The 23,817-nt window shown below is 64.6% G+C and carries 27 protein-coding genes; 12 read left to right on the forward strand and 15 right to left on the reverse strand.

The window, feature by feature from the left end:
* Nucleotides 1-36: 36 nt before the first annotated feature.
* Nucleotides 37-1,005, reverse strand: coding sequence for an ABC transporter ATP-binding protein (locus tag AC5RT4_RS02410; protein WP_494039625.1), 969 nt, complete (start codon nucleotides 1,003-1,005; stop codon nucleotides 37-39).
* Between the two features lie 114 nt (nucleotides 1,006-1,119).
* Between AC5RT4_RS02410 and AC5RT4_RS02415 the strand changes: the two genes are divergently transcribed.
* From AC5RT4_RS02415 to AC5RT4_RS02440, 6 genes are all read left to right on the forward strand, one after another.
* A complete protein-coding gene (locus AC5RT4_RS02415) occupies nucleotides 1,120-1,953 on the forward strand; it encodes a helix-turn-helix transcriptional regulator (protein WP_494104767.1) in 834 nt (277 codons plus the stop codon).
* A complete protein-coding gene (gene sufB, locus AC5RT4_RS02420; RefSeq protein ID WP_050055331.1) occupies nucleotides 1,953-3,416 on the forward strand; it encodes a Fe-S cluster assembly protein SufB in 1,464 nt (487 codons plus the stop codon). Before AC5RT4_RS02415 ends, sufB begins: the two co-directional genes overlap by 1 nt.
* Before the next feature lie 2 nt (nucleotides 3,417-3,418).
* Nucleotides 3,419-4,702: a Fe-S cluster assembly protein SufD gene (gene sufD, locus AC5RT4_RS02425; RefSeq protein WP_494039627.1), complete on the forward strand. Its 1,284-nt coding sequence runs from the start codon at nucleotides 3,419-3,421 to the stop codon at nucleotides 4,700-4,702.
* A 22-nt stretch (nucleotides 4,703-4,724) separates the two neighbouring features.
* A complete protein-coding gene (locus AC5RT4_RS02430) occupies nucleotides 4,725-5,084 on the forward strand; it encodes a non-heme iron oxygenase ferredoxin subunit (protein WP_494039628.1) in 360 nt (119 codons plus the stop codon).
* A gap of 80 nt (nucleotides 5,085-5,164) precedes the next feature.
* Nucleotides 5,165-5,956 (forward strand): Fe-S cluster assembly ATPase SufC, encoded by a 792-nt coding sequence (sufC, locus tag AC5RT4_RS02435; RefSeq protein WP_494039629.1) that lies wholly within the window; start codon nucleotides 5,165-5,167, stop codon nucleotides 5,954-5,956.
* Nucleotides 5,957-5,965: 9 nt separating this feature from the next.
* A complete protein-coding gene (locus AC5RT4_RS02440; protein WP_458778629.1) occupies nucleotides 5,966-6,298 on the forward strand; it encodes a metal-sulfur cluster assembly factor in 333 nt (110 codons plus the stop codon).
* Between the two features lie 81 nt (nucleotides 6,299-6,379).
* Here the strand turns inward: AC5RT4_RS02440 and ypfJ are convergent, their stop codons facing one another.
* Entirely contained in the window at nucleotides 6,380-7,258 is an 879-nt protein-coding gene (gene ypfJ, locus AC5RT4_RS02445; RefSeq protein WP_494039630.1) for a KPN_02809 family neutral zinc metallopeptidase, read from the reverse strand.
* 59 nt (nucleotides 7,259-7,317) lie between these two features.
* On the opposite strand from ypfJ, the gene AC5RT4_RS02450 reads away from it, so the two are divergent.
* The gene (locus tag AC5RT4_RS02450) at nucleotides 7,318-8,724 is read left to right on the forward strand and encodes a class I adenylate-forming enzyme family protein (protein WP_494104768.1); all 1,407 of its coding nucleotides are present in this window, start codon (nucleotides 7,318-7,320) and stop codon (nucleotides 8,722-8,724) included.
* The gene (locus AC5RT4_RS02455; RefSeq protein ID WP_494039632.1) at nucleotides 8,714-9,892 is read left to right on the forward strand and encodes a thiolase family protein; all 1,179 of its coding nucleotides are present in this window, start codon (nucleotides 8,714-8,716) and stop codon (nucleotides 9,890-9,892) included. The genes AC5RT4_RS02450 and AC5RT4_RS02455 overlap by 11 nt, the downstream gene beginning before the upstream one ends.
* A gap of 11 nt (nucleotides 9,893-9,903) precedes the next feature.
* Here AC5RT4_RS02455 and AC5RT4_RS02460 read toward each other — a convergent pair whose 3' ends face one another.
* From AC5RT4_RS02460 to AC5RT4_RS02475, 4 genes are all read right to left on the reverse strand, one after another.
* On the reverse strand, nucleotides 9,904-10,527 hold the full coding sequence (locus AC5RT4_RS02460) for an energy-coupling factor transporter transmembrane component T family protein (RefSeq protein ID WP_494039633.1): 624 nt from the start codon (nucleotides 10,525-10,527) through the stop codon (nucleotides 9,904-9,906).
* Nucleotides 10,524-11,255 carry an energy-coupling factor ABC transporter ATP-binding protein gene (locus tag AC5RT4_RS02465; RefSeq protein ID WP_494039634.1) on the reverse strand — a complete coding sequence of 244 codons (732 nt, stop codon included), beginning with the start codon at nucleotides 11,253-11,255 and terminating at the stop codon, nucleotides 10,524-10,526. The genes AC5RT4_RS02460 and AC5RT4_RS02465 overlap by 4 nt, the downstream gene beginning before the upstream one ends.
* An 11-nt stretch (nucleotides 11,256-11,266) precedes the next feature.
* The gene (locus AC5RT4_RS02470; protein ID WP_494039635.1) at nucleotides 11,267-11,911 is read right to left on the reverse strand and encodes a biotin transporter BioY; all 645 of its coding nucleotides are present in this window, start codon (nucleotides 11,909-11,911) and stop codon (nucleotides 11,267-11,269) included.
* Nucleotides 11,912-12,052: 141 nt separating this feature from the next.
* A complete protein-coding gene (locus AC5RT4_RS02475) occupies nucleotides 12,053-13,078 on the reverse strand; it encodes a DUF808 domain-containing protein (protein ID WP_494039636.1) in 1,026 nt (341 codons plus the stop codon).
* Between the two features lie 144 nt (nucleotides 13,079-13,222).
* On the opposite strand from AC5RT4_RS02475, the gene AC5RT4_RS02480 reads away from it, so the two are divergent.
* Together AC5RT4_RS02480 and AC5RT4_RS02485 are read left to right on the forward strand one after the other, a co-directional pair.
* Nucleotides 13,223-14,158 carry a lipid kinase gene (locus AC5RT4_RS02480; protein ID WP_494039637.1) on the forward strand — a complete coding sequence of 312 codons (936 nt, stop codon included), beginning with the start codon at nucleotides 13,223-13,225 and terminating at the stop codon, nucleotides 14,156-14,158.
* A 20-nt stretch (nucleotides 14,159-14,178) separates the two neighbouring features.
* Nucleotides 14,179-14,880 carry an LmeA family phospholipid-binding protein gene (locus AC5RT4_RS02485; protein WP_494039638.1) on the forward strand — a complete coding sequence of 234 codons (702 nt, stop codon included), beginning with the start codon at nucleotides 14,179-14,181 and terminating at the stop codon, nucleotides 14,878-14,880.
* Between the two features lie 48 nt (nucleotides 14,881-14,928).
* On the opposite strand, the gene AC5RT4_RS02490 is transcribed toward AC5RT4_RS02485, so the two are convergent.
* The 9 genes from AC5RT4_RS02490 to AC5RT4_RS02530 form a co-directional block, all read right to left on the reverse strand.
* Nucleotides 14,929-15,165 carry a helix-turn-helix domain-containing protein gene (locus tag AC5RT4_RS02490; RefSeq protein ID WP_494039639.1) on the reverse strand — a complete coding sequence of 79 codons (237 nt, stop codon included), beginning with the start codon at nucleotides 15,163-15,165 and terminating at the stop codon, nucleotides 14,929-14,931.
* Nucleotides 15,165-15,611: a DUF2975 domain-containing protein gene (locus AC5RT4_RS02495; protein ID WP_494039640.1), complete on the reverse strand. Its 447-nt coding sequence runs from the start codon at nucleotides 15,609-15,611 to the stop codon at nucleotides 15,165-15,167. The genes AC5RT4_RS02490 and AC5RT4_RS02495 overlap by 1 nt, the downstream gene beginning before the upstream one ends.
* A gap of 244 nt (nucleotides 15,612-15,855) precedes the next feature.
* Nucleotides 15,856-16,392, reverse strand: coding sequence for a hypothetical protein (locus tag AC5RT4_RS02500; protein ID WP_494104769.1), 537 nt, complete (start codon nucleotides 16,390-16,392; stop codon nucleotides 15,856-15,858).
* 218 nt (nucleotides 16,393-16,610) lie between these two features.
* Nucleotides 16,611-17,417, reverse strand: a complete 807-nt coding sequence (locus tag AC5RT4_RS02505; RefSeq protein ID WP_494104770.1) for a hypothetical protein — start codon at nucleotides 17,415-17,417, stop codon at nucleotides 16,611-16,613.
* A 55-nt stretch (nucleotides 17,418-17,472) separates the two neighbouring features.
* The gene (locus AC5RT4_RS02510; RefSeq protein WP_494104771.1) at nucleotides 17,473-18,537 is read right to left on the reverse strand and encodes a spore photoproduct lyase family protein; all 1,065 of its coding nucleotides are present in this window, start codon (nucleotides 18,535-18,537) and stop codon (nucleotides 17,473-17,475) included.
* Between the two features lie 55 nt (nucleotides 18,538-18,592).
* Nucleotides 18,593-20,527: a bifunctional copper resistance protein CopD/cytochrome c oxidase assembly protein gene (locus AC5RT4_RS02515; protein WP_494104772.1), complete on the reverse strand. Its 1,935-nt coding sequence runs from the start codon at nucleotides 20,525-20,527 to the stop codon at nucleotides 18,593-18,595.
* A 138-nt stretch (nucleotides 20,528-20,665) separates the two neighbouring features.
* Nucleotides 20,666-20,947 carry a hypothetical protein gene (locus AC5RT4_RS02520; protein WP_494104773.1) on the reverse strand — a complete coding sequence of 94 codons (282 nt, stop codon included), beginning with the start codon at nucleotides 20,945-20,947 and terminating at the stop codon, nucleotides 20,666-20,668.
* A 252-nt stretch (nucleotides 20,948-21,199) separates the two neighbouring features.
* On the reverse strand, nucleotides 21,200-21,889 hold the full coding sequence (locus AC5RT4_RS02525; RefSeq protein WP_494039646.1) for a GAP family protein: 690 nt from the start codon (nucleotides 21,887-21,889) through the stop codon (nucleotides 21,200-21,202).
* Nucleotides 21,862-22,383, reverse strand: coding sequence for a TetR/AcrR family transcriptional regulator (locus AC5RT4_RS02530; protein WP_494104774.1), 522 nt, complete (start codon nucleotides 22,381-22,383; stop codon nucleotides 21,862-21,864). Before AC5RT4_RS02530 ends, AC5RT4_RS02525 begins: the two co-directional genes overlap by 28 nt.
* Before the next feature lie 302 nt (nucleotides 22,384-22,685).
* Between AC5RT4_RS02530 and AC5RT4_RS02535 the strand changes: the two genes are divergently transcribed.
* Both AC5RT4_RS02535 and arr read left to right on the forward strand, forming a co-directional pair.
* Nucleotides 22,686-22,943, forward strand: a complete 258-nt coding sequence (locus AC5RT4_RS02535; RefSeq protein WP_494039648.1) for a hypothetical protein — start codon at nucleotides 22,686-22,688, stop codon at nucleotides 22,941-22,943.
* A 108-nt stretch (nucleotides 22,944-23,051) separates the two neighbouring features.
* A complete protein-coding gene (gene arr, locus AC5RT4_RS02540; protein WP_494039649.1) occupies nucleotides 23,052-23,480 on the forward strand; it encodes an NAD(+)--rifampin ADP-ribosyltransferase in 429 nt (142 codons plus the stop codon).
* Nucleotides 23,481-23,817: the final 337 nt, after the last annotated feature.

The following is a 23,817-nucleotide window of genomic DNA, read 5'->3' on the forward strand; positions in this document are numbered from 1 at the left end:
TGCCGTTTCCTCGGGCTGGGCCGGGCGCAGTCCCGTTCATCGGATGTCCTTTCCCGAGATATCCAGAAAGACGTCTTCAAGGCTACGCGCCTGCAGGTTCATTGAAGCAGGCATGATGTCATTCGCTTCCCACCAGCGGGCGAGTGCCGCCAGATGGGCCGGGGTCAGGTTGCCCGTCAGGCAGTAGCTTCCGGCGCGGGCCTCGGCAACACGAATGCTGTCAGGCAGGACGCCGGAGAGGTCCAGCCCAGGAGCAGCCTCGAACTCGAGCGTCCGGATGTGGTCCGCCCCCGCCTCCACGACTGGGCTGCGCTGCAGCAGTTCCTGGACGGTTCCCTCGGCGACGTTCCGGCCGCCGTCGATGATGTAGACGTAGTCAGCCAGCCGCTGCGCGTCATCCATCAGGTGCGTGGTGAGGATGATGCCCATCCCGGCGTCGCGCAGTTCGGAGATGAGACCGAACACCAGTTGGCGGGACTGTGGGTCGAGGCCCGCGCTGGGCTCGTCCAGGAATAGGACTTCGGGCCGGCCGATCAGGGCGGCGGCCAGGGCAAGGCGTTGTTTCTGTCCGCCGGAGAGCCGCCTGACGGTGGTGCGGCTGAACGCGCCGATACCCAGCCGCTCAATCAGGTCATCCACCGGCCAGGGGCGGGCGTAAAGGCCGGCAATATGGCGCAGCAGGGGAGTAGGCCTGGACGACGGCGGCAGCCCGCCGTCCTGAAGCATTACACCTACGCGGGAGCGCAGGGCAGCCCCTGCCGTTGCCGGGTCCTCGCCCAGCAGGGAGATGGTGCCGCCGCTGCGCTTTTGGAGGCCCTGTGCACATTCGAGTGTGGTGGTTTTCCCGGCGCCGTTGGCACCCAGCAGGGCCGTGACCTGTCCGCGTTCGGCGACAAGCGATACCCCGCTCACAACCCGGAGCATCTTTCCGTCCAGGCTTGCAAGCGGGCCAACATCCTTAACTAGCCCGCTGATGGACAGAACCGGGGATTGGGGGGATCGCACCCCAGTATTCTACGGGATGTAGTATTTTTCGCCGGCCTTGGCAGTGCTGCGAAGGCCAGCCTGCCCTTACTGGAGCGGGGGAGTAAATTACGACATTATTGTGTTGTGTATTCCATGAGCAATGCTACTGCTGTGCCTTTCACCGGGCACGGAGCCTCCCAGGCTCCCGCAGACCGGGGGCCGGTGGCCGCCGGTCCGGTGGCTGACGCTGATGAGCGCACGCGGGACCGCGTCCTCTCTGCCGTTTTGGAACATGGTCCCGTCAGTGCCGCTGAACTGGGCGACCTGCTGGGCTTCACGCCGGCGGCCGTGCGGCGCCACTTGGACCATTTATCCCGTGCAGGCGTTATCGAAGTCAAGCGCGTGGCCAAGTCCGGTGCCGGGGCGGGGCGGCCCGCACGGCGCTATGTCCTCAGTTCCCAGGGGCAGTCGAGTCTCGGCAATGATTACCTGGGCATTGCCGCCCTGGCGCTCCAGGAGCTGCAGAAAGTCGCGGGCCCCGACGCGGTGCGGGCATTCGCCGTGGAACGCTTCTCGGAGATGGAACGCCGGTACGCGCCGGAGATTGACCAGGCGGGTCCGGACATCGCAGACCGCGCCAAAGCCCTGGCCGATGCTTTGAGCCGCGACAACTTCGTGGCCTCCGCCGCTTCCATCGCCGCCAAGCCACCGCTTCCGGCGGCCCTGTCCAGCGTCCAGCTTTGCCAGGGGCACTGCCCCATCCAGCAGCTTGCGGCCCGGTTCCCCGTGTTTTGCGACGTGGAAACCGAAGTGTTTTCCAGGCTGGTAGGCGTGGATGTCCGCCGGCTCTCCACCCTGGCGCGCGGCGGGCACGTCTGCACCACCCACATTCCTACAGGCAGGCTGTCTGCCCAGGCACCCACGCGGTTCCCGGCAGCCCCCGCCAGCCTGAATGAAGTAAACAACCATCAGCAAGAAAGGCCGTGATGACGGACCAACTATCAGAGAAAGCAGTCGCCGAAAACACTGTGATCTCGGAGATTCTGGAAAAGAATCCCGAGCTCCACGGCATCGGCACCTACGAGTACGGCTGGGCTGACAAGAACGACGCCGGCGCCAACGCACGCCGTGGGCTCAACGAAGAGGTAGTCCGGGACATTTCGGCGAAGAAGAGCGAGCCGGAATGGATGCTTGACCTGCGCCTCAAGGGCCTGAAGTACTTTGACCGCAAGCCCATGCCCACTTGGGGCGCGGACCTGTCGGGCATCGACTTCGACAACATCAAGTACTTTGTGCGGTCCACCGAGAAGCAGGCTGCCACCTGGGAAGACCTGCCCGAGGACATCAAGAACACGTACGACAAGCTGGGCATCCCCGAGGCCGAAAAGCAGCGCCTCGTCTCCGGTGTCGCTGCCCAGTACGAGTCCGAGGTTGTTTACCACCAGCTGCGGGAGGACCTTGAGCGGCAGGGTGTCATCTTCCTGGACACCGACACCGCCCTGAAGGAACACCCGGAGATCTTCCAGGAGTACTTCGGCACCGTTATCCCGGTAGGCGACAACAAGTTCGCATCGCTGAACACCTCCGTGTGGTCCGGCGGTTCTTTTGTCTACGTCCCCAAGGGCGTCCACGTGGACATCCCGCTGCAGGCGTACTTCCGCATCAACACCGAGAACATGGGCCAGTTCGAGCGGACCCTGATCATCGCCGACGAGGACTCCTACGTCCACTACATCGAAGGCTGCACTGCTCCGATCTACACCTCGGATTCCCTGCACTCCGCCGTGGTGGAGATCATCGTCAAGAAGGGCGCCCGCGTCCGGTACACCACCATCCAGAACTGGTCCAACAACGTGTACAACCTTGTGACCAAGCGCGCCATCTGCGAAGAGGGCGCCACCATGGAGTGGGTTGACGGCAACATCGGCTCGAAGGTCACCATGAAGTACCCGGCCGTCTACCTTGTTGGCGAGCACGCCAAGGGCGAGACCCTGTCCATCGCTTTCGCCGGCGAAGGCCAGCACCAGGACACAGGCTCCAAGATGGTGCACATCGCGCCGAACACCAAGAGCTCCATCATCTCCAAGTCGGTGGCCCGCGGTGGCGGGCGCGCTGCGTACCGCGGCCTGGTGCAGGTCCGGGAAGGCGCCAAGCACTCGGCCAACACCGTGCGCTGCGACGCGCTGCTGGTGGACACCATCAGCCGCTCGGACACCTACCCGTACATCGACATCCGCGAGGATGACGTTGTTATGGGCCACGAGGCAACTGTTTCCCGCGTCAGCGAAGAACAGCTCTTCTACCTGATGTCCCGCGGCATGCGCGAAGACGAAGCCATGGCGATGATCGTCCGCGGCTTCATCGAGCCCATCGCCCGCGAGCTCCCCATGGAGTACGCACTTGAGCTGAACCGCCTGATTGAACTGCAGATGGAAGGGTCCGTCGGATAACGATGACTGAAATCACTACTGAAAAGGCGCGCATCGGCGCGCCCTCAGCCCAGCCGTTCATCGACGGCTTCACCGAAGAAGGCGAAAGCCTCTCGCCCATCAATGCCGGCTCGAAGGCCCCGCTCGCGGGGGCTTCGGCCAAAAGCCACTCCCACGGGGGCGGCGAAGGTGTTCCGGACAGCTCCCGTGCGGGCCGCCTGACGTCCTACAGGCTCGCCGACTTCAAGCCCCTCACCGGCATGGAGGAAGACTGGCGCTTCACCCCGCTCAAGCGCCTTCGCGGCCTGCACTCCGAGGTCCTGTCCGGCGCGGCTCCCACCGTGGTGGTTAACGGTCCCGAGCAGGTCACCGTGGAAAGCGTCACCCGTGATGACCAGCGGATTGGTACCGCCGGCGTCCCGGAGGACCGCGTGTCCGCCAACGCCTGGGAAAACTTCGCGGGGGCCACCGTGGTGACCATCCCCGCCGAGTTCGAAGCCCTGTCGGAGATCTCCGTGGACATCGAAGGCACCTCCCTTGAGGCTGCCGCCCAGCACCTGGTGATCGTGGCGGAGAAGTTCTCCAAGGCAGTTGTGGTCCTCAATCACAGGGGTTCCGCCGTCGTATCGGAGAATGTCGAGATCATCGTGGAGGATGGCGCCAGCCTCACCGTTATCTCGCTTCAGGAATGGAACGACGACGCCGTCCACGCCTCCTCCCAGCAGGCCAGGATCGGCCGTGACGCCAAGCTCAAGCACGTCATGGTGAGCCTGGGCGGCGACCTCGTCCGCGTTACGCCGTCGGCCCGCTTCACCGCCCCCGGCGGCGAGGCCGAGCTCTTCGGCCTGTACTTCGCAGATGCGGGGCAGCACCTCGAGCAGCGCCTTTTCGTGGACCACGCGGTGCCCAACTGCAAGTCCAACGTCCTCTACAAGGGTGCGCTGCAGGGCCGCAATGCCCACGCCGTCTGGGTTGGCGACGTCCTGATCCGCAAGGAAGCAGAAGGCACCGACACCTACGAAGCCAACCGCAACCTGCTGCTGACTGACGGCGCCCGCGCCGATTCCGTGCCCAACCTCGAAATCGAGACCGGGCTGATCGAGGGTGCCGGCCACGCCAGCGCCACCGGCCGGATGGATGACGAGCACCTGTTCTACCTGATGGCCCGCGGCATCCCGGAGGATGTTGCACGCCGCCTGGTGGTCCGCGGCTTCCTGAACGAGATCATCCAGCAGATCAAGGTCCCCTCCATCGAGGAGCGGCTGACCGACGCTGTTGAGCGCGAACTCGCACTGACGGATAACTAGAAGGTACGGGCACGGATTACTGATGACTGAACAGCCAAAGGGCGAGCTCGTCTGCAAGGTGGATGAAATTCAGGTGAAGCAGGCGCTGCGGATCCTGATTGACGACTACCCTGTGGCAATCGTTAAGGACTCCATGGGGGAGATCCACGCAATCGGCGACACCTGCTCGCATGCGGACATCTCACTGTCCGAAGGGGATGTGGAGGGCTGCGCCATCGAGTGCTGGGGCCACGGCTCCCAGTTCGACCTCCGCACCGGTGAACCGCTGCAGCTGCCGGCCTACGATCCCGTTCCGGTGTTCGCCGTCGAGATCCAGGGGGACGAGGTCTACGTGGACTTCACCAACATCCTCAACGGCGCCCAAGCCCCCAACTTCAGCTAGCACCATCGAATAACGAACCAACTTCCAGACAGAAAACCGCCCCGCGGCCGCCAGGCACGGGGCAGAGGAGAACACGACACATGTCTACCCTTGAGATCAAGGACCTGCACGTCAGCATTGAGACTGAGCAGGGCACCAAGGAAATCCTGAAGGGCGTCAGCCTGACCATCCGGACCGGCGAAACCCACGCCATCATGGGCCCCAACGGCTCCGGCAAGTCCACGTTGGCCTCCACCATCGCAGGCCACCCGCGCTACAACGTCACCAGCGGCTCCATCACCCTCGACGGCGAAGATGTCCTGGAGATGAGCGTTGACGAGCGTGCCCGCGCCGGCGTCTTCCTGGCCATGCAGTACCCGGTGGAGGTACCCGGCGTCAGCATGACCAACTTCCTGCGGACCGCCAAGACCGCCATTGACGGCGAAGCCCCCAAGCTCCGCACCTGGACCAAGGACGTCAAGGCTGCCATGGAGCAGCTGCGCATCGACGCCGACTTCGCCCAGCGCAACGTCAACGAAGGCTTCTCCGGCGGCGAGAAGAAGCGCGTGGAAATCCTCCAGCTGGAACTCTTCAAGCCCAAGTTCGCCGTCCTGGACGAGACCGACTCCGGCCTGGACGTTGACGCGCTGAAGGTTGTCTCCGAGGGCGTCAACCGCGCCCACGCCGACGGCAACATGGGCACCCTGCTGATCACGCACTACACCCGCATCCTGCGCTACATCAAGCCGGACTTCGTACACGTGTTCGTGGACGGCCAGGTTGTTGAGGAAGGCGGCCCCGAGCTGGCCGACCGCCTGGAAGAAGAAGGCTACGACCGTTACGCCAAGGGCGCCGGCGCTGCCGCTGCACCCGCCGTGGCGCAGGCCCAGTAAGGACTTTCCATGACCGAAATCAACGCGTCCCGCACGAGTCTCGAGGACGTCGAAGAGGCGCTGAAGGATGTCATCGACCCTGAGCTCGGCGTCAACATTGTGGACCTCGGACTGCTGTACGGCCTGAAGTACTCCGATGACGACGGCGCGCTGCTGATCGACATGACCCTGACCACTGCTGCGTGCCCGCTCACCGATGTCCTCGAGGAGCAGGTGGGCCAGGCCCTGGACGGCGTTGTGGACGACTGGCGCCTCAACTGGGTCTGGATGCCGCCCTGGGGTCCGGAGCGGATCACCGACGACGGCAAGGACCAGATGCGGGCCCTCGGCTTCAACATCTAAGAGTCCCAGAAGTACGAGGACGGCAGGTCACCTTGCAAGTGGAAGGTGACCTGCCGTCGTCGTTCCTGCAGAAAAGCGAGGCTAAAGACTCGGTGCGGAGAAGGTGTCGCACTGGTTGATGTCGCCCGTGTTAAACCCCTTGTAGAACCACCGCTGGCGCTGCTCGCTGGAGCCGTGGGTCCAGGCTTCGGGGGAAACGCGTCCGGTGGCTGCCTCCTGGATCCGGTCATCGCCCACAGCGGAAGCCGCGGACAGGGCGTCGTTCAGGTCCTGCTGCGTGAGCGCTTCCAGGAACGGCTGGCCTGCCGGCCCGGGCTGGGTGGATGCGTGCTTCGCCCACAGTCCGGCGTAGCAGTCTGCCTGGAGTTCAACGCGTACGGCGCCGGACTCAGGGCCCTGCGGATCCTGCTGGGCACGGTCCAGGTTTCCCAGCACGTTTTGGATGTGGTGTCCGAACTCGTGCGCCACGACGTACTCCTGGGCCAGCGGGCCGCCGGAGGAACCGAAGCGGTCCACAAGCTCCTGGAAGAATCCGGGGTCGAAGTACGCGGTGGTGTCGGCCGGGCAGTAGAAGGGACCGACGGCGCTGGAAGCGGCGCCGCAGCCGGTGTTAACGCCCTGCTCGAAGATCACCGTCTTCGGCCGGGGGTATTGCACGTTGTACTGCTGCAGGTAGGCCGGCCAAAACGCGTTCAGGCTGTTGACGGTGCCGGTGATGCGGCAGTCCACGCGGGCGTCGGCATCGGCGCCGGTCTCGCAGGCCGGCGCTGTTCCTTGGCTTTGGGGTGCCTGCCCCGCCCCGGCCAGGCCCTCCAGGAGCTGGGGGTTGACGCCCAGGAGCGAGGCGATGAGCAGGATGAGCCCGCCGCCGATGCCGCCGCCTACTTTAACTCCGCGGCCCATGCCGCGCCTGTCCTGGACCTGCGAGGGATCCAGCTGCACATTGTCGTTGAAACTCATAAGGTCACAATACCCACGGACCGGAAGCTCAATCCGTGCCTGCCGGTAAAGTTGATTTGATGCCTTTCCTCAACAGAATCCAGCGCTGGGCGGAAGAACGGCCGCACGACACCGCTGTCGTGGTCGCCGGTCGCCGCCTCACCTGGGCCCAGCTCCGGAACTCTGCTGCTGCCCTGGTCCCGGAAACCAAAGCCGTCATTTCCCTGTGTGAGGCAAACTCGGCGGACTTCGCCGTGGGATTTTCAGCCGCTGTAGCAGGCGGGCGTCAGTGCGCGGTCCTTGATCCCGCCTGGCCTGCACCGCTGCGGGAGGACATTCTCCGGCGCGTGGAGGCAACTGCCCACCCCGCGCCGGTGTCGCCGGATGATGACCTGGCCGACGGTCCGCCGGAGGCCACCTTCCTCATTGGACTGACCTCCGGTACCACCTCGGTCCCCAAGGCCTTCTCCAGGTCCCGGCGGTCCTGGCAACAATCCTTTGACGCCTCCATCGAGTTCTTCGGGCTCCGCCAGGACGACGTGACGCTTGCGCCGGGGCCGCTGGCAGCAAGCCTGAACCTTTACGCGCTGGCCGAATGCCTCTACGCGGGTTCGGAATTCCAGACCCTGGAAACATTCGATGTCGGCAGTGTGCACGCGGCCATCACGCATGACCGCGTCACCCGCCTGGTGCTGGTGCCCACCATGCTGCGGATGCTGAGCGAGCGCGGCATGACGGGGTGTGTGGACGCCTCCGGGGTGCGCACCATCATTTGCGCCGGGTCGAAGCTGGACGCCCGCACCCTCGAAGCTGCCCGGCGCTGGGCCCCGAACGCCACTATCTACGAGTACTACGGCGCCTCGGAACTGAGCTTTGTTTCCGGGGCGGGCGTGGCCCCCGGTGAACCTGCAGCGCCGGGCGGAACAGGCATCGGCCGGGCTTTCCCCGGCGTGGACGTGCGGATCCTGGACGATTCGGGAGAAGGGCTTCCTGACGGGGCCGCCGGCAATATTTGCGTGCGCAGCGCGATGGTCAGCAAGGGCTACCTATGGGGTGACGACGGCCAGGCCCTGAGGTCCTTTGGCGGCTGGTTCACCGTGGGGGACCAGGGCTACCTCGAGGCGGGAGAGCTTCACATCCTGGGACGCCGCGCGGACATGATCCTTACTGCCGGCAAGAACGTCTATCCGCACGAGGTGGAATTGGCCCTGGCTGCCGTGCCCGGTGTCGCCGCTGCCGTCGCTGCCGGCATGCCGGACGACCTCCGGGGCCAGAGGGTAGTGGCAGGTGTGGTCCCGTCCGCCGGGGCAGTCACCGCAACCCAGTTGAAATCAGGACTGGAAAACATCCTGGCGCGGGACAAGTGGCCGCTCCAGTACTTCGCCATCACGGAACTGCCCACGACGGACCGCGGCAAAGTCAGCCGCAACGTGCTGCTGGACTGGATCACCTCTGGAGACCAGAGGATCCGGAACCTTGGCGCCTGAGCTCCTTCCGCCGAACCGCCAGCCCGTCATCATCGCGGCACGCCGCACTCCCGTCTGCCGGACCAACGGCTTATTGCGGAAGCTCCGCGCCCACGAGGTTCTGGCACCCGTGCTCCGGGACCTCGCTGCGGGCCCGGGAATGGAGCCGGCGGCTGTTACCGATGTGGTGATCGGCAATGCCGTGGGCGGGGGCGGAAACGTCGCCCGGCTTGCACTGCTGGAAGCCGGGCTTCCGGTCAGCGTTCCCGGCCTCACCGTTGACCGCCAGTGCGGTTCGGGCCTGGACGCAATCGTCCTCGCTTCCGGACTGGTTGCCGCCGGCGGTAATCCCCTGTACCTGGCCGGGGGAGTGGAAAGCACCAGCACCGCGCCCCTCCGTGCGCACCGGGACGACGACGGCGGACTGGAGTTTTACGCCCGCGCACAGTTTGTGCCCGGCAGGTTCGGCGACCCGGACATGGGAGTGGCCGCTGAAACCGTGGCGCGGAACTTCGCTGTGGGCAGGCACCGGCAGGACGCTTTTGCCCTCCGCAGCCACCGACTGGCTCTTGCCGCCGCAGAGGAAGGGCGTTTCGACGGCGAACTGGTCCCCTTGGTGACCGGTGCCGGGACAGTCGATGCGGACGACGGGCCGCGGCCGGGCCTGACTGCCGCCGTCATGGCACGGTTCCCCGCTGCCTTCGTGGACGGGGGAACTGTCACCGCCGGAAACTCCTGCTTCGACGCGGACGCAGCCTCCGCCGTCGTCATCACTTCCGTGCAGCGGGCCCGCGACCTTGGGGCGCAGGACGGTTTGCTGGTGCTGGGCACCGGTACGGCGGGGGTGGCCCCCGAGGTGTTGGGCATTGGTGCTGCTGCCGCAGCCCGGAACGTGCTGCGTTCCGCGGGCGTGGCAGCCGGCGAACTCGACCTGGTGGAATTCAACGAGGCGTTTGCGTCGCAGACCCTTGCCTGCCTTGACGAGCTGGGCATCAACCCGGAGCAGGTGAACCTCGACGGCGGGGCGCTGGCTCTTGGCCACGCGTACGGCGCCTCGGGGGCCGTGCTGGTGACCCGGCTGCTGGCCCAGGCGCGGAGGACCGGAACGCCGGGAAGCCTGGCGTTGGCCATGATCAGCATCGCCGGGGGAATGGGGACCGCCGCTTTGCTCCAGTACGAGCAGCTTTAGGACCCGGAACGTCAGTCCTCGGCCTCACCCAAGCCGCGGGCGGCGAGTGCCTCGCCTGTTTGCCGGGCGAAGGCCACGGAGGTGATGAACACTGGCAGGATCAGTGCGCGCGGATTCCGCTCCAGGCCCCGGGCCCTCGCGGAGTCCCGGACGTCGGCGAACGTGCCCGCTATGTAGGGGATGCTCCGGAGCATGATGCCGATGGTTAGGGCGAACCGCTCCGGGTCAGCGCCGAACCTCCTGAACGGGCCCGCCGCTTTGACTACTCCGTCCAGGAGCCGCTGCACCGGGGTGGTGGCGGTGAGCAGAGATGCCGCCACCACGCAGACGAGGATGTTCAGTACGATCCGGGCGGCGGTGGGTGCCCCCAGCTGCCACCACTGGAAGAGTCCGATGACCAGCAGGACGGCGGCAAGCGGGCGCAGGGCGGACCAGAGCCGTTTCACGCCGGCGCCGCTTAGCAGGAAGAGGCAGACGAGGCCTGCGAGCACTGCGGCGGAAATGACCCAGTCCTGGATGAGAAAGGAGGCCAGGCCGCAACCGAAGACGAGGAGGAACTTCAGCGCCAGGGGTGACCGATGGATGGGGGAGTTTCCGGGTACGTAGTTGGCCAGGAGGAAGCCGTGGCCCCTCATGGGGCGCCCGGCCCTGAAGCGTGCAAGCTGCCCAGGCACAGGTCGCGGTACGCGGCAACAGCCTCAGCCGGGCCGCCGTCGTAGGCAACTTCGCCTTTTTCAATGACCAGCACCCGGTCCATTTCCAGGGCAAGGTCAAGGTCGTGGGTGGACATGATGATCTGCTGGTCCAGCCCGGAAACGGTCCTGCGGAGGAGTTCGCGGTTGCGCAGGTCCAGGAGGGTGGACGGCTCGTCCAGCACCAGAACTGCGGGGTCCACTGCGAGCACGGCGGCGAGCGCCATAAGCTGCCGCTCACCGCCGGACAGTTCGTAGATACTCTGGTCGGCCAGCGGCAGCAGCCCCAGCCGGTCCAGTGCGGCTTCGGCCGCGGCGCGCCGCTCGGTGCCGTTCCTGATGGAGCGGCGGAGTGACAGTTCCACGTCCTCCCGGCCCGTGGGCATCACCAGTTGGGACAGCGGATCGGTGAAAACGAAGCCGACGTTCCGGCGGACTTTCCGGACGGCACTGACTGTATCGTCGCCGTCGACCGTCACACTGCCCGCGGTGGGCTGCACGAGGCCGTTGACCAGGCGCAGCAGGGTGGACTTACCGGAGCCGTTGGCGCCGATAACGCCGACGCGGCGTTCATGAAATTCAAGGTTCACAGCGTCGAGGAGGACCTTCGGCTCCGGGCTGTGGTCCGTTTCTACTGCGACCGTAACGTGGTCGAAGGTGACGACGGGCATGGCGGGAGGTCCTAGGCCTTCACGGGCCGGTAGGCGTTCCGTCGTACACGGCGCACCAGGATGTCCGGGAAGGCGCGGTGCAGGGCGACAGCGATGACTGCAGCCAGGATGTTCTTGACCACATCACCCGGGTAGAAGACGACGTCGCTGAGGAACGCCTGTTCGAGGGTGGCTTTGGTGTTCAGGACGATGCCGGCGACGCCCAGTGAGTGCACGAACACCACACTGGTGACGGTTGCGGCCAGGAACAGCCACAAAGCGCGCGCTTTGGTTGTGCGGCGGATCACCACGGTGGCCAGCCACCCGACGACGCCTGCGGCGATGGGGAAGGCGATGATGTAGCCGGCTGAGGGGCCCGCGAGGATGCCCAGGCCGCTGCGGCCCTGGCTGAAAATCGGCAGGCCTGCGAGGCCGAGGAGGACGTAGAGCCCGACGGCGGCGAGTCCCCTTCCAGGGCCCAGCACCAGGCCGGTGAGCATCACGGCGAGGGTCTGGAAGGTGATGGGGACCCCGAAGCCGTTCACTGCCAGCCCGGGGACCAGGGCCGCGCCGGCAACGAGGGCGGCGAAGACGGCGATTAAACCGAGATCAGTAGCATTCCAGCGGCTGCGCCCGGGGCTCAGGCGGTTTTCGGCTGTGGTGTGGGTGTTCGTCATGGCGGTCCTGTCGGTGTTGTACAAAGGCAATCTGCTGTACTGCCGACGTTACTGGCGCTGAACGCCCGGTATTTTGTAGGTGCCCTACCAAAGCCTGGTTCCGGCGCTGAAGGCTGAGAACAAAAAGCAGGCGGCACCCGGCTAAGAGGCGGAGTCCCCGTGACGTTTGGCCGGCGGATGGCCTGCGGCTGCGGCACGGACGTCACCTTCCTCGTGACCGCCCTTTTTCTTGCCGAACGGCAGCACTTTGAGCAGCGGGCCCACAATGGCCATGATGACGAGGCCCCACACGAGTCCGATGACGGCCGAGCACAGGGTGTTCACGAGCCACGCCAGGAAGGAGCCCACAACGGCGATACCGGCGAAAGGTTTCTCGAGGACGTGGACCAGATCGTACGGCGCATGCCAGCCGAGGTCGTGGGCGCCCTGCAGCATAATGTGGCCACCAACCCAAAGCATGGCGATCGTCCCGATAAAGGTGATGGCGGCCAGCACTTTGGGCATTCCCCTGACGAGCAGCTCGCCGACGCGCTGGGTACCTGCCGAGTCCTTGGCGGCCAGGTGCAGTCCGATGTCGTCCATCTTGACGATCAGTGCCACGGCACCGTAGACAGCAACCGTGATCACCAGCGCCACGACCACCAGGATGAGCGCACGGGCCCACAGGTTCTCAGCGGCCACCTCGTTCATCGCAATGACCATGATCTCGCAGGACAGAATGAAGTCGGTGGTAATGGCGCCCTTAATGACCTTGGTTTCCGCCTCCGGGCCCCGCTCCACTGCCGGCGCATCTTCGGCGGCCGTGTGGTGGCCGAAGAGCTTGTGCCAGACCTTCTCGGCGCCCTCGTAGCAAAGGTAGGTGCCGCCGAGCATCAGAATGAACGGGATGGCCCACGGAATGAAGGCGCTGACCAGCAACAACGCCGGCAGGATAATCAGCAGTTTGTTCCGGAGCGAGCCCCAGAAAATCTTCTTGATCATGGGCAGCTCACGGGACGGGTCCGCCCCGGACACGTACTGGGGTGTAACAGCGGCGTCGTCGATCACCACGCCGGCGGCTTTGGCCCCCGCCTTTGCAGCCCCGGCAGCGACGTCATCCACCGATGCTGCCGCGATGCGGGCGAGGGCTGCGACGTCGTCGAGCAGGGCGACAAGACCCCCGCTCACAGGTCGCCCCCATGCTGCTTGGGCGAGGCCGGCTGGACGTTGTTGCTTCCGTGGAGGCGCTTGATTCGCATACTCGGAGTATATGGCAGGGCGGCAACGCGGTCCGCAGGCATTTCACAGGTTGCCCGATCTAGCATGTTGCACATGAAGTCTGTCCGAGAGGTCCGCTCTGTTGCTGTGGTGATAAATGCGGGATCACGCCGGGGGGCGGCGGCACACGAACTGGCAGTACAGAGGCTGCGCGATGCAGGTTTACCTGTCACTTCCGCGCACCGCGTGGAGCGGGGGGAGGAGCTGGCAGGGACCCTTGACCGGGTGCTTGCCGACGGGCACGACCTGGTGGTTGTCGGCGGTGGTGACGGGACGGTCAGCTGCGCTGCCGGCCGGGTTGCCGGGACCGATGTCATACTCGGCGTTCTTCCGCTGGGCACAGCCAACGACCTCGGCCGCACACTCGAGATCCCCAGTGACCTGGCAGGGGCCTGCGCTGCGGTGGCGGACGGCAAGGTGGTGGACATCGATCTTGGCCGCGCGAACGGCCAGCCCTTCCTCAATGTCGCTTCAGCCGGTCTGTCGGTGGGGGTTACCCAGGCTCTGAGTCCCCGCCTGAAGCGGCAAATCGGCCCGTTGGCGTACGGGGTGGCCACCTTGCGGGCCTATACCCGGCACGTGCCGTTCCAGGCCCGGCTTGAGTTCCCGGATGGGGACCACGGGTCGATGAAGCTTGAGGACCTGCTTCAAGTGGCTGTCGGCAACGGCCGGCACTATGGCGGTGGCAATACAGTCTCACCAATGGCAGGGATCGACGATCATCTTCTTGACATCTACGCAATCCTGAAAGCGCCGCTGCGGGAGCATGTGAAGATCGCACGGTTGCTCAGGGACGGAAGCTTTATTGAGCATGACCGGGTGTACCACCTGACCAGCCGGCGTGTCCGGCTGGTCACCGACCCGCCGCTGTCGGTGAACCTGGACGGCGAAATCGCAACGGGGACGCCCGCCGACTTCAGTGTCCAGCGCAACGCCGTGCACGTTGTGGTACCGCAAAGCAGCAACAGCGCATTATTTGACGGACCGTAGGTTTCGAAGAGACTGTCCTCATGGAATCGACGCGTGTGAAGGACTGGCTAATCGGTGCCGCGGGGATGGTCCTCCTCACCGCCGTCGCCGTTGTGGTCCTGTGGTGGGCGCTAAGCGGCCCCGCCGGCGGGGAAGGCACAGCGCCTGTGCCGACATCGTCAGCTGCTCCGGAGCACCCGCCTGGCGGAGGGCCTCCGTCCGGCCTGAACGGGGAGGATGTGTGGCTGGCGGACGTGGTGCTGGATGCCGGAACAGTGGTGGGAGCAGGTTCTACTCTTTCCGATGTCCGGGCTGTGGGGTCGGAGGTGGTGACGGGGCCGGGCGGACTGGTGGCTAAACGGCTTACCGTAGACGCTACGGTGCCGTTCGATGTGGTCGCCAACGAGCTGGGTGGTGGGACGGTGGTCCGCGCCGGCGACGGCGGCCAGGTAGTGGTGATTCGCACCGTTGAAGCCCTGGGCCGCGAGTTGGCGGTGAACGCCACCGGTACGGTCGGGGTTGAGGCCGGCAAGGTTGTTGTCGAGCCACGCTCGATCGACTTCGGGGGGCCGGGCTTCCTTTCGGACGCTGCCGCTGCCGCCGTGCGCGGGCTGGTGACGATTGAGCACAATGTCGAGGGCTTGCCCGATGGTCTCGTGCTCCGGGACGTCGCTGTCCAGGGTGATGGCTTCCGTGTCAATCTCCGCGGTGAGGACGTCGAGCTCGCCCCGAAGGCGCCGTAAGGCGCGGGAACACGAAGGCCGGACTGTCAGGTTTGGCAACCAGCCACCTCACGACGTCTCCGTGCCGTCGCCGCCAGGGCCGTCGTCGACCCACTCGAGCAGATCGCCCGCCCGGCAATCCAGGACGCGGCACATCGCGTCAAGGGTGCTGAAGCGGATGGCCTTGGCCCGGCCGTTCTTCAGTACCGCGACGTTGGCGGGACTGATTCCGACCCGCTCCGCGAACTCCCCTACGCTCATCTTGCGCTTGGCCAGTTCCACGTCGATGCGTACCACTATCGCCATCAGATCACCCCTTCCATGTCAGCCTGAAGTGTCGTCGCCTGCCGGAGCAGATCCCGCATCACCACGATCAGCAGAACCAGCACGGCACCGATCAGCGTGATGCCGATCAGCACGGCAGGCGTCCCAGGGTCACGCAGTTCGGGGGTGAAGTAGATGTATGCGACGAGGGAACCGGCCATTGCCGCCAGCAGCAGCCAGGCCACGACGAACGCCCACATGATCACGTCCACCCACCGCAGGGAAGCAGTGGTGAAGATTTTGCCGCGCTGGACAAGGGTCAGCAACCGCCAGACACACACGATCACCACCTGCAGGCACAGCGCTTCCAGTTCCGAGAACAGCAGCATGGGCCATCGCCAGGGGTCGGCTCCGGGCCCCTCCTCTGTGGAGAAAAATTCGCCGGGGAATGACATGACCTGGGCAACCAGCAGCCCGAAAAACACCATTACTAGCAGAACCCTAAGCGGGAGGACCAATTGCCGCGCGATAAGCATTTATCAACTGTCGGTTGTTTTCTATCGGAAGTCAATAGATGATTTCCGGCGCCAACCCGCGAGTCCGGCGCCAACCCGCGAGGAGGGCGGGCACGAGAAGACGCTCCTGGCCGCAAAGGTCCAGGAGCGTCGAGCGGTTCATCGCAGGGCGCCAATCAGCGCTGAGCTACCGGATGGTTCAACTGGTTGTAGGACGTTACTTCGGGCAGCGCAGGTCCGGGTTGTAGGCTGCGAACATCCCGCTAGGATTGTCCCTCCATACCCATGCGTGGAGGGCGTAGGAGCCGGGGAAGGGCCCGTCCTCGAAAGTGACTCCGGCGATTGAAGGCCGGTGTGCCGCCGTCGATATGAACTCAACAGCTACCAGCTTGTAGCGCCCGTACTTGTTCGGCATGTACACAAGAACCTCAGGCTTACGGGCCTGGGTCTTGTCATCAATCAATTCCTGCTTCGCGTAGTGAAAGCCCATTGCTCCGACGCCAGGTTTCTCAACGCATTCAGTAATCTTCTTGTAGCCCTCCGCCTCCGCGTTCTCCAGCCAGCGGTAGTGGTCAGTAACGTGGCGCAGCACCCTGACCAGGCGGCGCTGGTCGTCATTGTTCCGCCAGTCGTCGCTGTGGTCCGGGCCTCCGTGCCCGTTTCCTCCATGCGCAACTGCAGTAGCGGGAGCAAGTCCCATGGCAAGCACGGCAGCGGTGGCCATGGAGAGTAGCCCCGTCTTGGTGCGGTTCATCGCTGATCTTCTGCCCCTCTGAGACCGATATTGTCTGTATTAGGGATACGAAGCGTCGGAAGGAGCCTCCCCACCTTCGCCAGGATGCCGGCAGAACTCCCCGGGAACTGCCGGTGAATGGGCCGCTGGGACGCATGAATGTCCACCGACTTGAGCGGCGTATCCAGTATGATCCTGCCAAAGACGCCGCGCTACGCTACGGGCGGGTAGTAGGGGTTTCAGCTCCCGGCCAGCGGAAGAACCAGCAGGTAGCCGGTGGGGAGCTCGCTGCTCCACCGCCGTGGCTCACGGATCACGAACTGCGTCGCCAGCTGCTCTGGAGTGAGCAGGCTGTTGGGCGCGGGCGACGGCCCCCACTGCCCGCTGCCGTGAGGGTACAGGGGATCCTGGACGTGAACGCCGGTGACGGAAAATTCGGGGAACTGCCTTGGATCACCAATCGACTCGAACCCGCTCATGACCCACGCGTGGCGGCCGCTCCACATCACGAGCCCTACCGGCCTGCCCGTCTCGGCGATGGCCCGCGCTGCGGTACGGAGGGCGTCGTGGTAGTCGGCAATGCTCACCACCGAATACGGCCCCATCCCGGCCTCGGTTAGCGTCTGCGCCCATCCCAGGGGGTTGGCTCCGTTGAAGGAATTGGACGACCGGGCCCGGGCCATTTCCCACAGTTCGCCCTGCTGGACAGAATCCGTCCAAGTACCGCCACCGGTGTCATCGATGAGGTTGTGCGCGATCTGGATGCTCGCCGCAACGCACCAGTCGAACGTGTACTGCGGCACGAAGTCACCCTCCCGGTAAAGGTTGAGGGCGAACGGTTGGGGCGCAGGGGGAGGCGTGTAGACCGGCGCGGGGGCGGGTGTCTCCTGGGGAGCAACCGTAACGGCGCTCGCGGCCGGCGGGGCAGAGGTTGCCTCAGTTGGACGGTCGGTGCCGGTATCGAGGCCCGTCGCGGGCACGCAGCCGGCGAGGAAAGCCGCCAAGGCAACGAGCCACGCCAGAAGCCGGGTACGGGCACCGATCATGGTCGCAAGTTTAGCGCGCTGGGAGGGCCCCTGGCAGGGCCAGCTTCCCAGCAGGTCAGAAGGCGTAGCGGACGCGGCAGTAGGGCGCGAATTCCTCAATGAGCGCGGTCAGTTGCCGTACGTACCGCCCCTTTGTTCCGGAACGGTAGCGGACGTTGCTGAAGCCGTTCGACGAGACCTTCGACTCCTGCAGGTCCGGGCGCCACAGCACGTTCTCAGCCTGCGGGTGCCAGCCAAGATTGACCTCGTGAAGCCGTTCGTTGTGGGTGAGGAAAATGACTTCTGCCGCGAGCTGGGCCTTGGCGGCAGGCGTAAGGGTGGCATCGAGTTCGCGGAGCAGCGCCTCCCAGTCGCTGAGCCAGGTGTCAGTGATGATGACAGGGGAGAAGTTCACGTGCACCTCGTACCCGGCGTCAACGAAGTCATTGATTGCAGCCATCCGTTCTGCCACCGGTGAGGTGCGAACGTCAATGGACTTCGCCAGATCCGCCGGCATAAGCGAGAAGCGGACCCGCGTATGGCCGCCGTGGTCCCAGTCCAGCATTGCAAGGTTCACGTACTTGGTGGCGAAGGACAGCTTGGCAGTAGGCAAGTCCCGGAAGAGCGTGACGAGATCCTCCACATTGTCGCTGATGAGCGCGTCCACGGAACAGTCGCTGTTTTCACCGATGTCATAGACCCACAATTCCGGGTCGCACTGGTTGGGCTCCAGCTTCATGCCCTGGCGTGTGACGTGCCGATCAAGTGTCCTGGCAATCTGGTCGATGTTTGCAAATACCGTTACGGGGTTGCTGTACCCCTTGTGCCTGGGCACGTAGCAGTAGGCGCAGGCCATCGCGCAGCCGTTTGCGGTTGACGGCGCAATGAAGTCCGCGGACCGGCCGTTTGGCTTCACGGTCAGGGCTTTCTTGACCCCGAGAATCAGTGATTCCGTTTTGATCCGTGACCAGCGCGGAACGTTCGTCTCATCGCCATGCACCTCGGGGATGTTCCAGTGGTTGTCCACAAGCACGACGTCGGCGTCCGGCCAGCGGGCCACGATCTCCTTGCCCCTGGGAAGTTCCAGGGCAGCAGGCTGCGCGTAGATGCGCCGGATCTGCAAAAGCCGGTTGAATTCCATCAGCTAATTCTCCCAAAAGGGGGATGGTTCCGGGGGCAGTTAAGCCCACGGCGTCCTAGCCTGGCTGGCCCGCGACAGCCACCGCGTCGGAGACCGCCGCGCTCCGGTTGGGGGTGGTGTGGTCGCTGTGGCGCTGACCTGGGCCACGGCGGCTGATGATCATCGCGGCGGTAATGGCGAGCGATGCGGCTGCTATGGACCACATGATGATGCCGCCGGTTTCAGGAGCAGCGGCCGTTGACAGTCCCCAGGGGTGGCCGAAGGAGGTGAACCAGGGCAGTTCCAGTGCTCGCGCCTGCTCGGTGAGTTTCCACCCGCCGAAGGCGTAGATACCGGCCAACCCCGTGAGGACAAGCAGCCGCCTGCCGGAGTTGCTGCGGGCAGGGTCAGGAAGCCCTGCGAGCGCAGCCACGGCAAGGCAGCCGGTTAGCAGAGCGAGCAGGGTCATGGTGCTGTAGCCGATCTGGCCCACCGCTGCCCACTCGAGGAGGGGGCTGTAGTAGATGGCGAAAAGGGATACAGCGAGAAGGGAAATGACCAGGAACGGGTCCCGGCGCAGTGCCGCGAGGACAGGTTGTGTGGATCCTTCGAGGAGCTCTTTGACACCGGTACTGCCGTCCGTCCTGGGCCTGACTGCCAGTGCGGCCAAGGTCAGGGGCGAGGCCGGGACGAGGAGTAACGGCACGACCGCGGTGAGCATCATCTGAGTCAATACGTGGGCGTTGAACAGGTAGCCCTGGTAGAGGTGTACGCCTCCGTTAGTGACTATGAACAGCACTGCTATTCCCGTCAGCCAGGCCGCAGTGTGGTGGACTGGCCAGGGCCGGCCATCTGCCCGGAGCCGCCACACCCCGGCTAGGTACGCAAAGACCGCGAAGCCACACACCAGGCTCCATAAGGGGTCAGGGGCCCATCCTGACAGGTACTCCCAAAAGCCGGGCTCGGGAAGAACGACGACGGGATCCCCAGCGGCTACATCGGCGGCCGTAACGTCTCTGGGCGCTGCTGCTTGCGGCGGTTTGGTCCGGGCAAGGGCCGCGGCCATACCGGAAGCTACTCCCATGACTGCCAGTTCGGCGGCTGCGAGAGCGGCAAAGTGCCTGCCACCACTGGCCGGGTTCTTTTCAATCCGGCTCACCGACCAGCGCCTGTGCAGCGCCCCGAACAGCCCGAGCACAATGAAGACTCCGCCCTTGGCCAGGATGATGATTCCATAGGGGCTCAGCAGGGCCTCGAGCGTGCCAATTCTCGTCAAAGCGCCCAGGAAGCCTGAGACTGCGAGGGCGATGAAGCTGATCAACGCCAACGTCGAGTACCGCCGGACCGTGACGGCCAGCTGGCTGTCCCGCAGCACCGGCCGCAGTGCCACCAGGGCCAGCAGGCCACCGAGCCACACTGCCGCCGTGGCCGCATGAACGAACAGTGCGGTGGTGCTGTCGGCGTGGTCCGTACCGCCGGCGGCATGGGATTTCATGACCAGCGGCAACAGCGCGGCGAACGCTGCAACCACGGTGATGGCAAGAGTACGCGGGCCCCGACGCCTGAAGCACAGCAATGCCACGGCGCCGGCCAGCAGCGTGCTCAGGGCCCCGGCACGGCCGGCGTCTATCTTGGTCAGATACGTCAGAAAGGCCTCATCCAATCCAACCGTCGGCGCCCTGTTGGCCAGGAGCAGGAAGCTGGCGTAAGTGTGTGCCGCTCCCGCCCCCGCCCACGCCACCGCCGAGCAGCCAGCAAGTCTATGTGCCCGTTCATCTGCGGGCCCACCACGGGGGAGTGCGAAGACCACCAGCATCAGCGCCCCGATGGTGCCGGCACCGGCCAGATTGAACACCAACTTTGCAGCCGCCAGGCCCCAGGTCACAGCCGGTCCTGCCTTGTCCAACAATCCCGCGTCAGCTCCGCCGCCGTAGGTGTAGGCCCACATCAGCGACAGGATCCCGGCCGCCAACAGCGCCACGCATCCCACTACCCGTGTCCTGAGCGACATCGTGCCCCTTCCGCCGCCTGCCGGCCCTGATCACGTTGTCTCTGCGTGGGGCCCTGATGTCAGGCCAGCTTGACCTGCGCCACTTGGGAAATTCTTGGCACTGCACTTATCCGCCACGAGGTTCTTCCATGGGAGCGGTTAGGGTGCGGTATCCGAAATGGTTGTTTCGATCGCGGTCCAGGTCGTAGCGGTTCCTGCCGGAATAGACCCCAAGGGTTCCGTCAGTACTTCACGTTCACCGATCAGCAGACCTGTCCTGGGGTCGATGATAATGTCCCGACGGCGATTGGACGCTGTCTCCACACGCCCGATGGCGATGCCCTTTCTTCCATCGAGGGTGGCTTGCTCGTCGGTGATTGTCACGCCTGGAATGAGTGCTGCAGTCTTATACAGTGCGGCGCGGAGATCGGAAGGGACCATACCCGTCCTAAGCAGGTCAGCGATGAACACCAGCGCCTCGCCATCCTTGGACTGGGCGCCTTCCGCCAGACCTCAAGTCGGGCTCAAATTAGGGCGGGGGATCTTTGAGGGCGAAAACCCGCACGCATCTCTAGGCAGCTTCATTCAGCGGAGTTTCGCATCGTGCGCCTGGTCAGTTAGCGAGGCAGTGGATTCTATGAAGCCCATGGGACGGGCGAGAAGATGGCTAGGGTTATTTCTTTCGCGTTGGAGTCATTGCCAGAGGGCGATGGTGAGGACTGCGGCGGCGAGGACGAACAGGGCGGTCGCTGCCGGGATGGAGCGTTTGACGGTTCCGGTGGAGAACCGGTCCAGGATTCTCCGTAGTAGTGTCCTGACTTTGTCGCGGTGTGTCATGCCGAGGGCGAGCAGGATAAGGCATGGGATGCAGTACACGAGGGCGTACCCGGCGAGTACGAACAGGCCGACGGGGGCATCGACGTCCGCGGCTATCATCCGTTCGATGGCGATGAAGTACGGAAACGCGTTCGGCAGGTCGGCTCCGGTGGTGAGAACGCCGAGCGGGAAAGCGGTCCACAGCCCGAACCAGGACGGCAGGTCGATGCTTTTTCTTTCCCGGTCCCTGAACCGGCGGAAGCCGGCGACTGTAAGAGTGACGGCTGCGATGAGGAACACGCCTCGGCGCAGCCAGGTGAGGCCCTCGCTGACGGCGTCGGCGGCCGCATTGGCGCCGAGGAAAATGATCATGCCGAGCGCGAAGACGGTGCTCATCGCGCCCAAGACGAACGCCAAGGCAGAACCGACAGGCCGGTGGGGGACAGCGAGCAGGATCAAAGTGATGACGACGATCGTCGCGGGGTTGAGCGAATCAGCCAGAGCCAGGCCGGCGATGCCGGCGAGAAGGGCACCACCAATCACTTCGCAGACCTGCCGTGCAGCCAAGTCAGGATTTCATCAATTCCGGGCGAAGCGCCGTCGTCGGTGATGCTGTTGAGAATTATCCCGTCACCCAGGAGGCGGATGACTGACGCTGCCGCCGGGTCACCTGTTTCAGCGGCGAAGAGTTGCTCCCACCGCCGCGTTGCCTCAGACGCCTGCTGCAGAAGCGCGTCGGTCGTCGAGGACTGATCGGTGAGCAGGATCGACATCGCCCGGTAGAGGGCGGCCTCTTCACGGGAGAATGACAGGCGGAGCCACGTTTCGACCACGTCACCGCGTTCGGCGGCCGCGGTCAGCGCTTGGTCCATATCCTGTATCGCCTGCACCGCAATGGCCTCGACCAGGGCAGCGCGAGAACTGAAATGGTGCATCAACCCACCCTTGGATACCCCGGCTTGCTCAGCGATGGCATTCATGGACGGAACCGACCCGGTCTCGATCGCCAGACGCCGTACGGTTCGCAGAATGTGTTCCCTATTGCCCATAAAAGCGACCATACCACTAGGACAGACCGACCGGTCGGGTTGGTTTTGCTAACCCTTGACCTAGCGCCGCTCCTGCGTCTTTTTTCAGACCTGGGCGACGACAAAGTCTGGATCAGCCCCGCTATGCGATCACCCAGCCGACTACGGGCCGAACTATCACGTGTTGCCCGGTCGTCTTGTATTTCACCAAAGGATCCTCTGAGTTGCGACATAGTTGGCTCGAGCCCTTGACCAGGCTGTCCGGTTGCTGCGACACTCTTGCCCCGGGTGGCTGCGCTGACGCTTCCGGATTGGAACGGCATTGGGGAGTTACTATGAGTGAACAGATGATCGCTAACGCACCTGGGGCCCGGCCGGACTTGTTCCTGCTGGGGCACGAGCCCAATGAAGTTACCGTTCCTGAGTGCGATGCCGAGCGCCGGAATCGCCAGGCCCTTCACGCCCTAGAAGTGGACTGGGGTCGGGGAGTGTTTGACTACGGAAAGATTCGGGCATTGCTCACCGACCGGAGCATCGAAACGTGTCAGGGCGGGCATCGGGCCGTCGAAGAGCTGCCCACCAGCGCCGCCTGATCGCACGTTGGGGGACCGGCTTACAGGCGTTTATGTCACCGCACGAGCGTTGTTGGTGCAAGGAGTCGGCCGGGTCTAGGATTTCGAATCCAACTTGTAGGGGTATGTATGACGCACGAGCCCAAACCATTCGAAGTCCACGAGTCGGGTGCCCTGTTTCATGGAACGAAAGCGGATCTGGCCGTGGGGGACCTGTTGATACCCGGCCGCGGCTCGAACTATGAAGAAGGAAGGACATCGAACCACGTCTACGTGACGGCAACCTTGGATGCCGCAGCGTGGGGGGCTGAACTGGCCGCAGGGGAAGGCCGTGGACGTATCTACATCGTCAAACCGACGGGCACCCTTGAAGACGACCCCAACGTGACGGATAAGAGGTTCCCCGGTAATCCGACCCGGTCTTACCGCACCCGAGAGCCCGTGGAGGTCGTCGGTGAACTGGAGGATTGGATTGGACACTCACCCGCTCAGCTGCAGGCCATGCGCGACGGCCTCGCCGACCTGAAACGCCGCGGCCAAGCTGTCATTTACGACTAACAGCGTCCCGGGGCCTCTCGGCTGAATTTACACCCTGAGGGATCGGCTCATGGCGCGAGGAGTGACACACAACGTTGCGAAAGTAGTGCCACTTACCGTTGCGATTCACAGACAGGGCTTCAAAGATACGTCACTGAGACAGCGAACTGCTGGCCTGAGGTTGCTCAACGAAGGTTCGCCCTAGCGGTTCGCTGTTTTCGCGGCCGACAGCTCCAGGCCGGTGGTCCCTCGTCCGACCGTGCACTATGTGAATCACGCCCAGCCAAAGGCAGGCAATAAGAAGAACAAGCGCAAGGTACCAAAGCGAACTCTCCGCAGTGTCCCACCGGCAACACCC

Source organism: Arthrobacter sp. sptzw42, assembly GCF_059089685.1.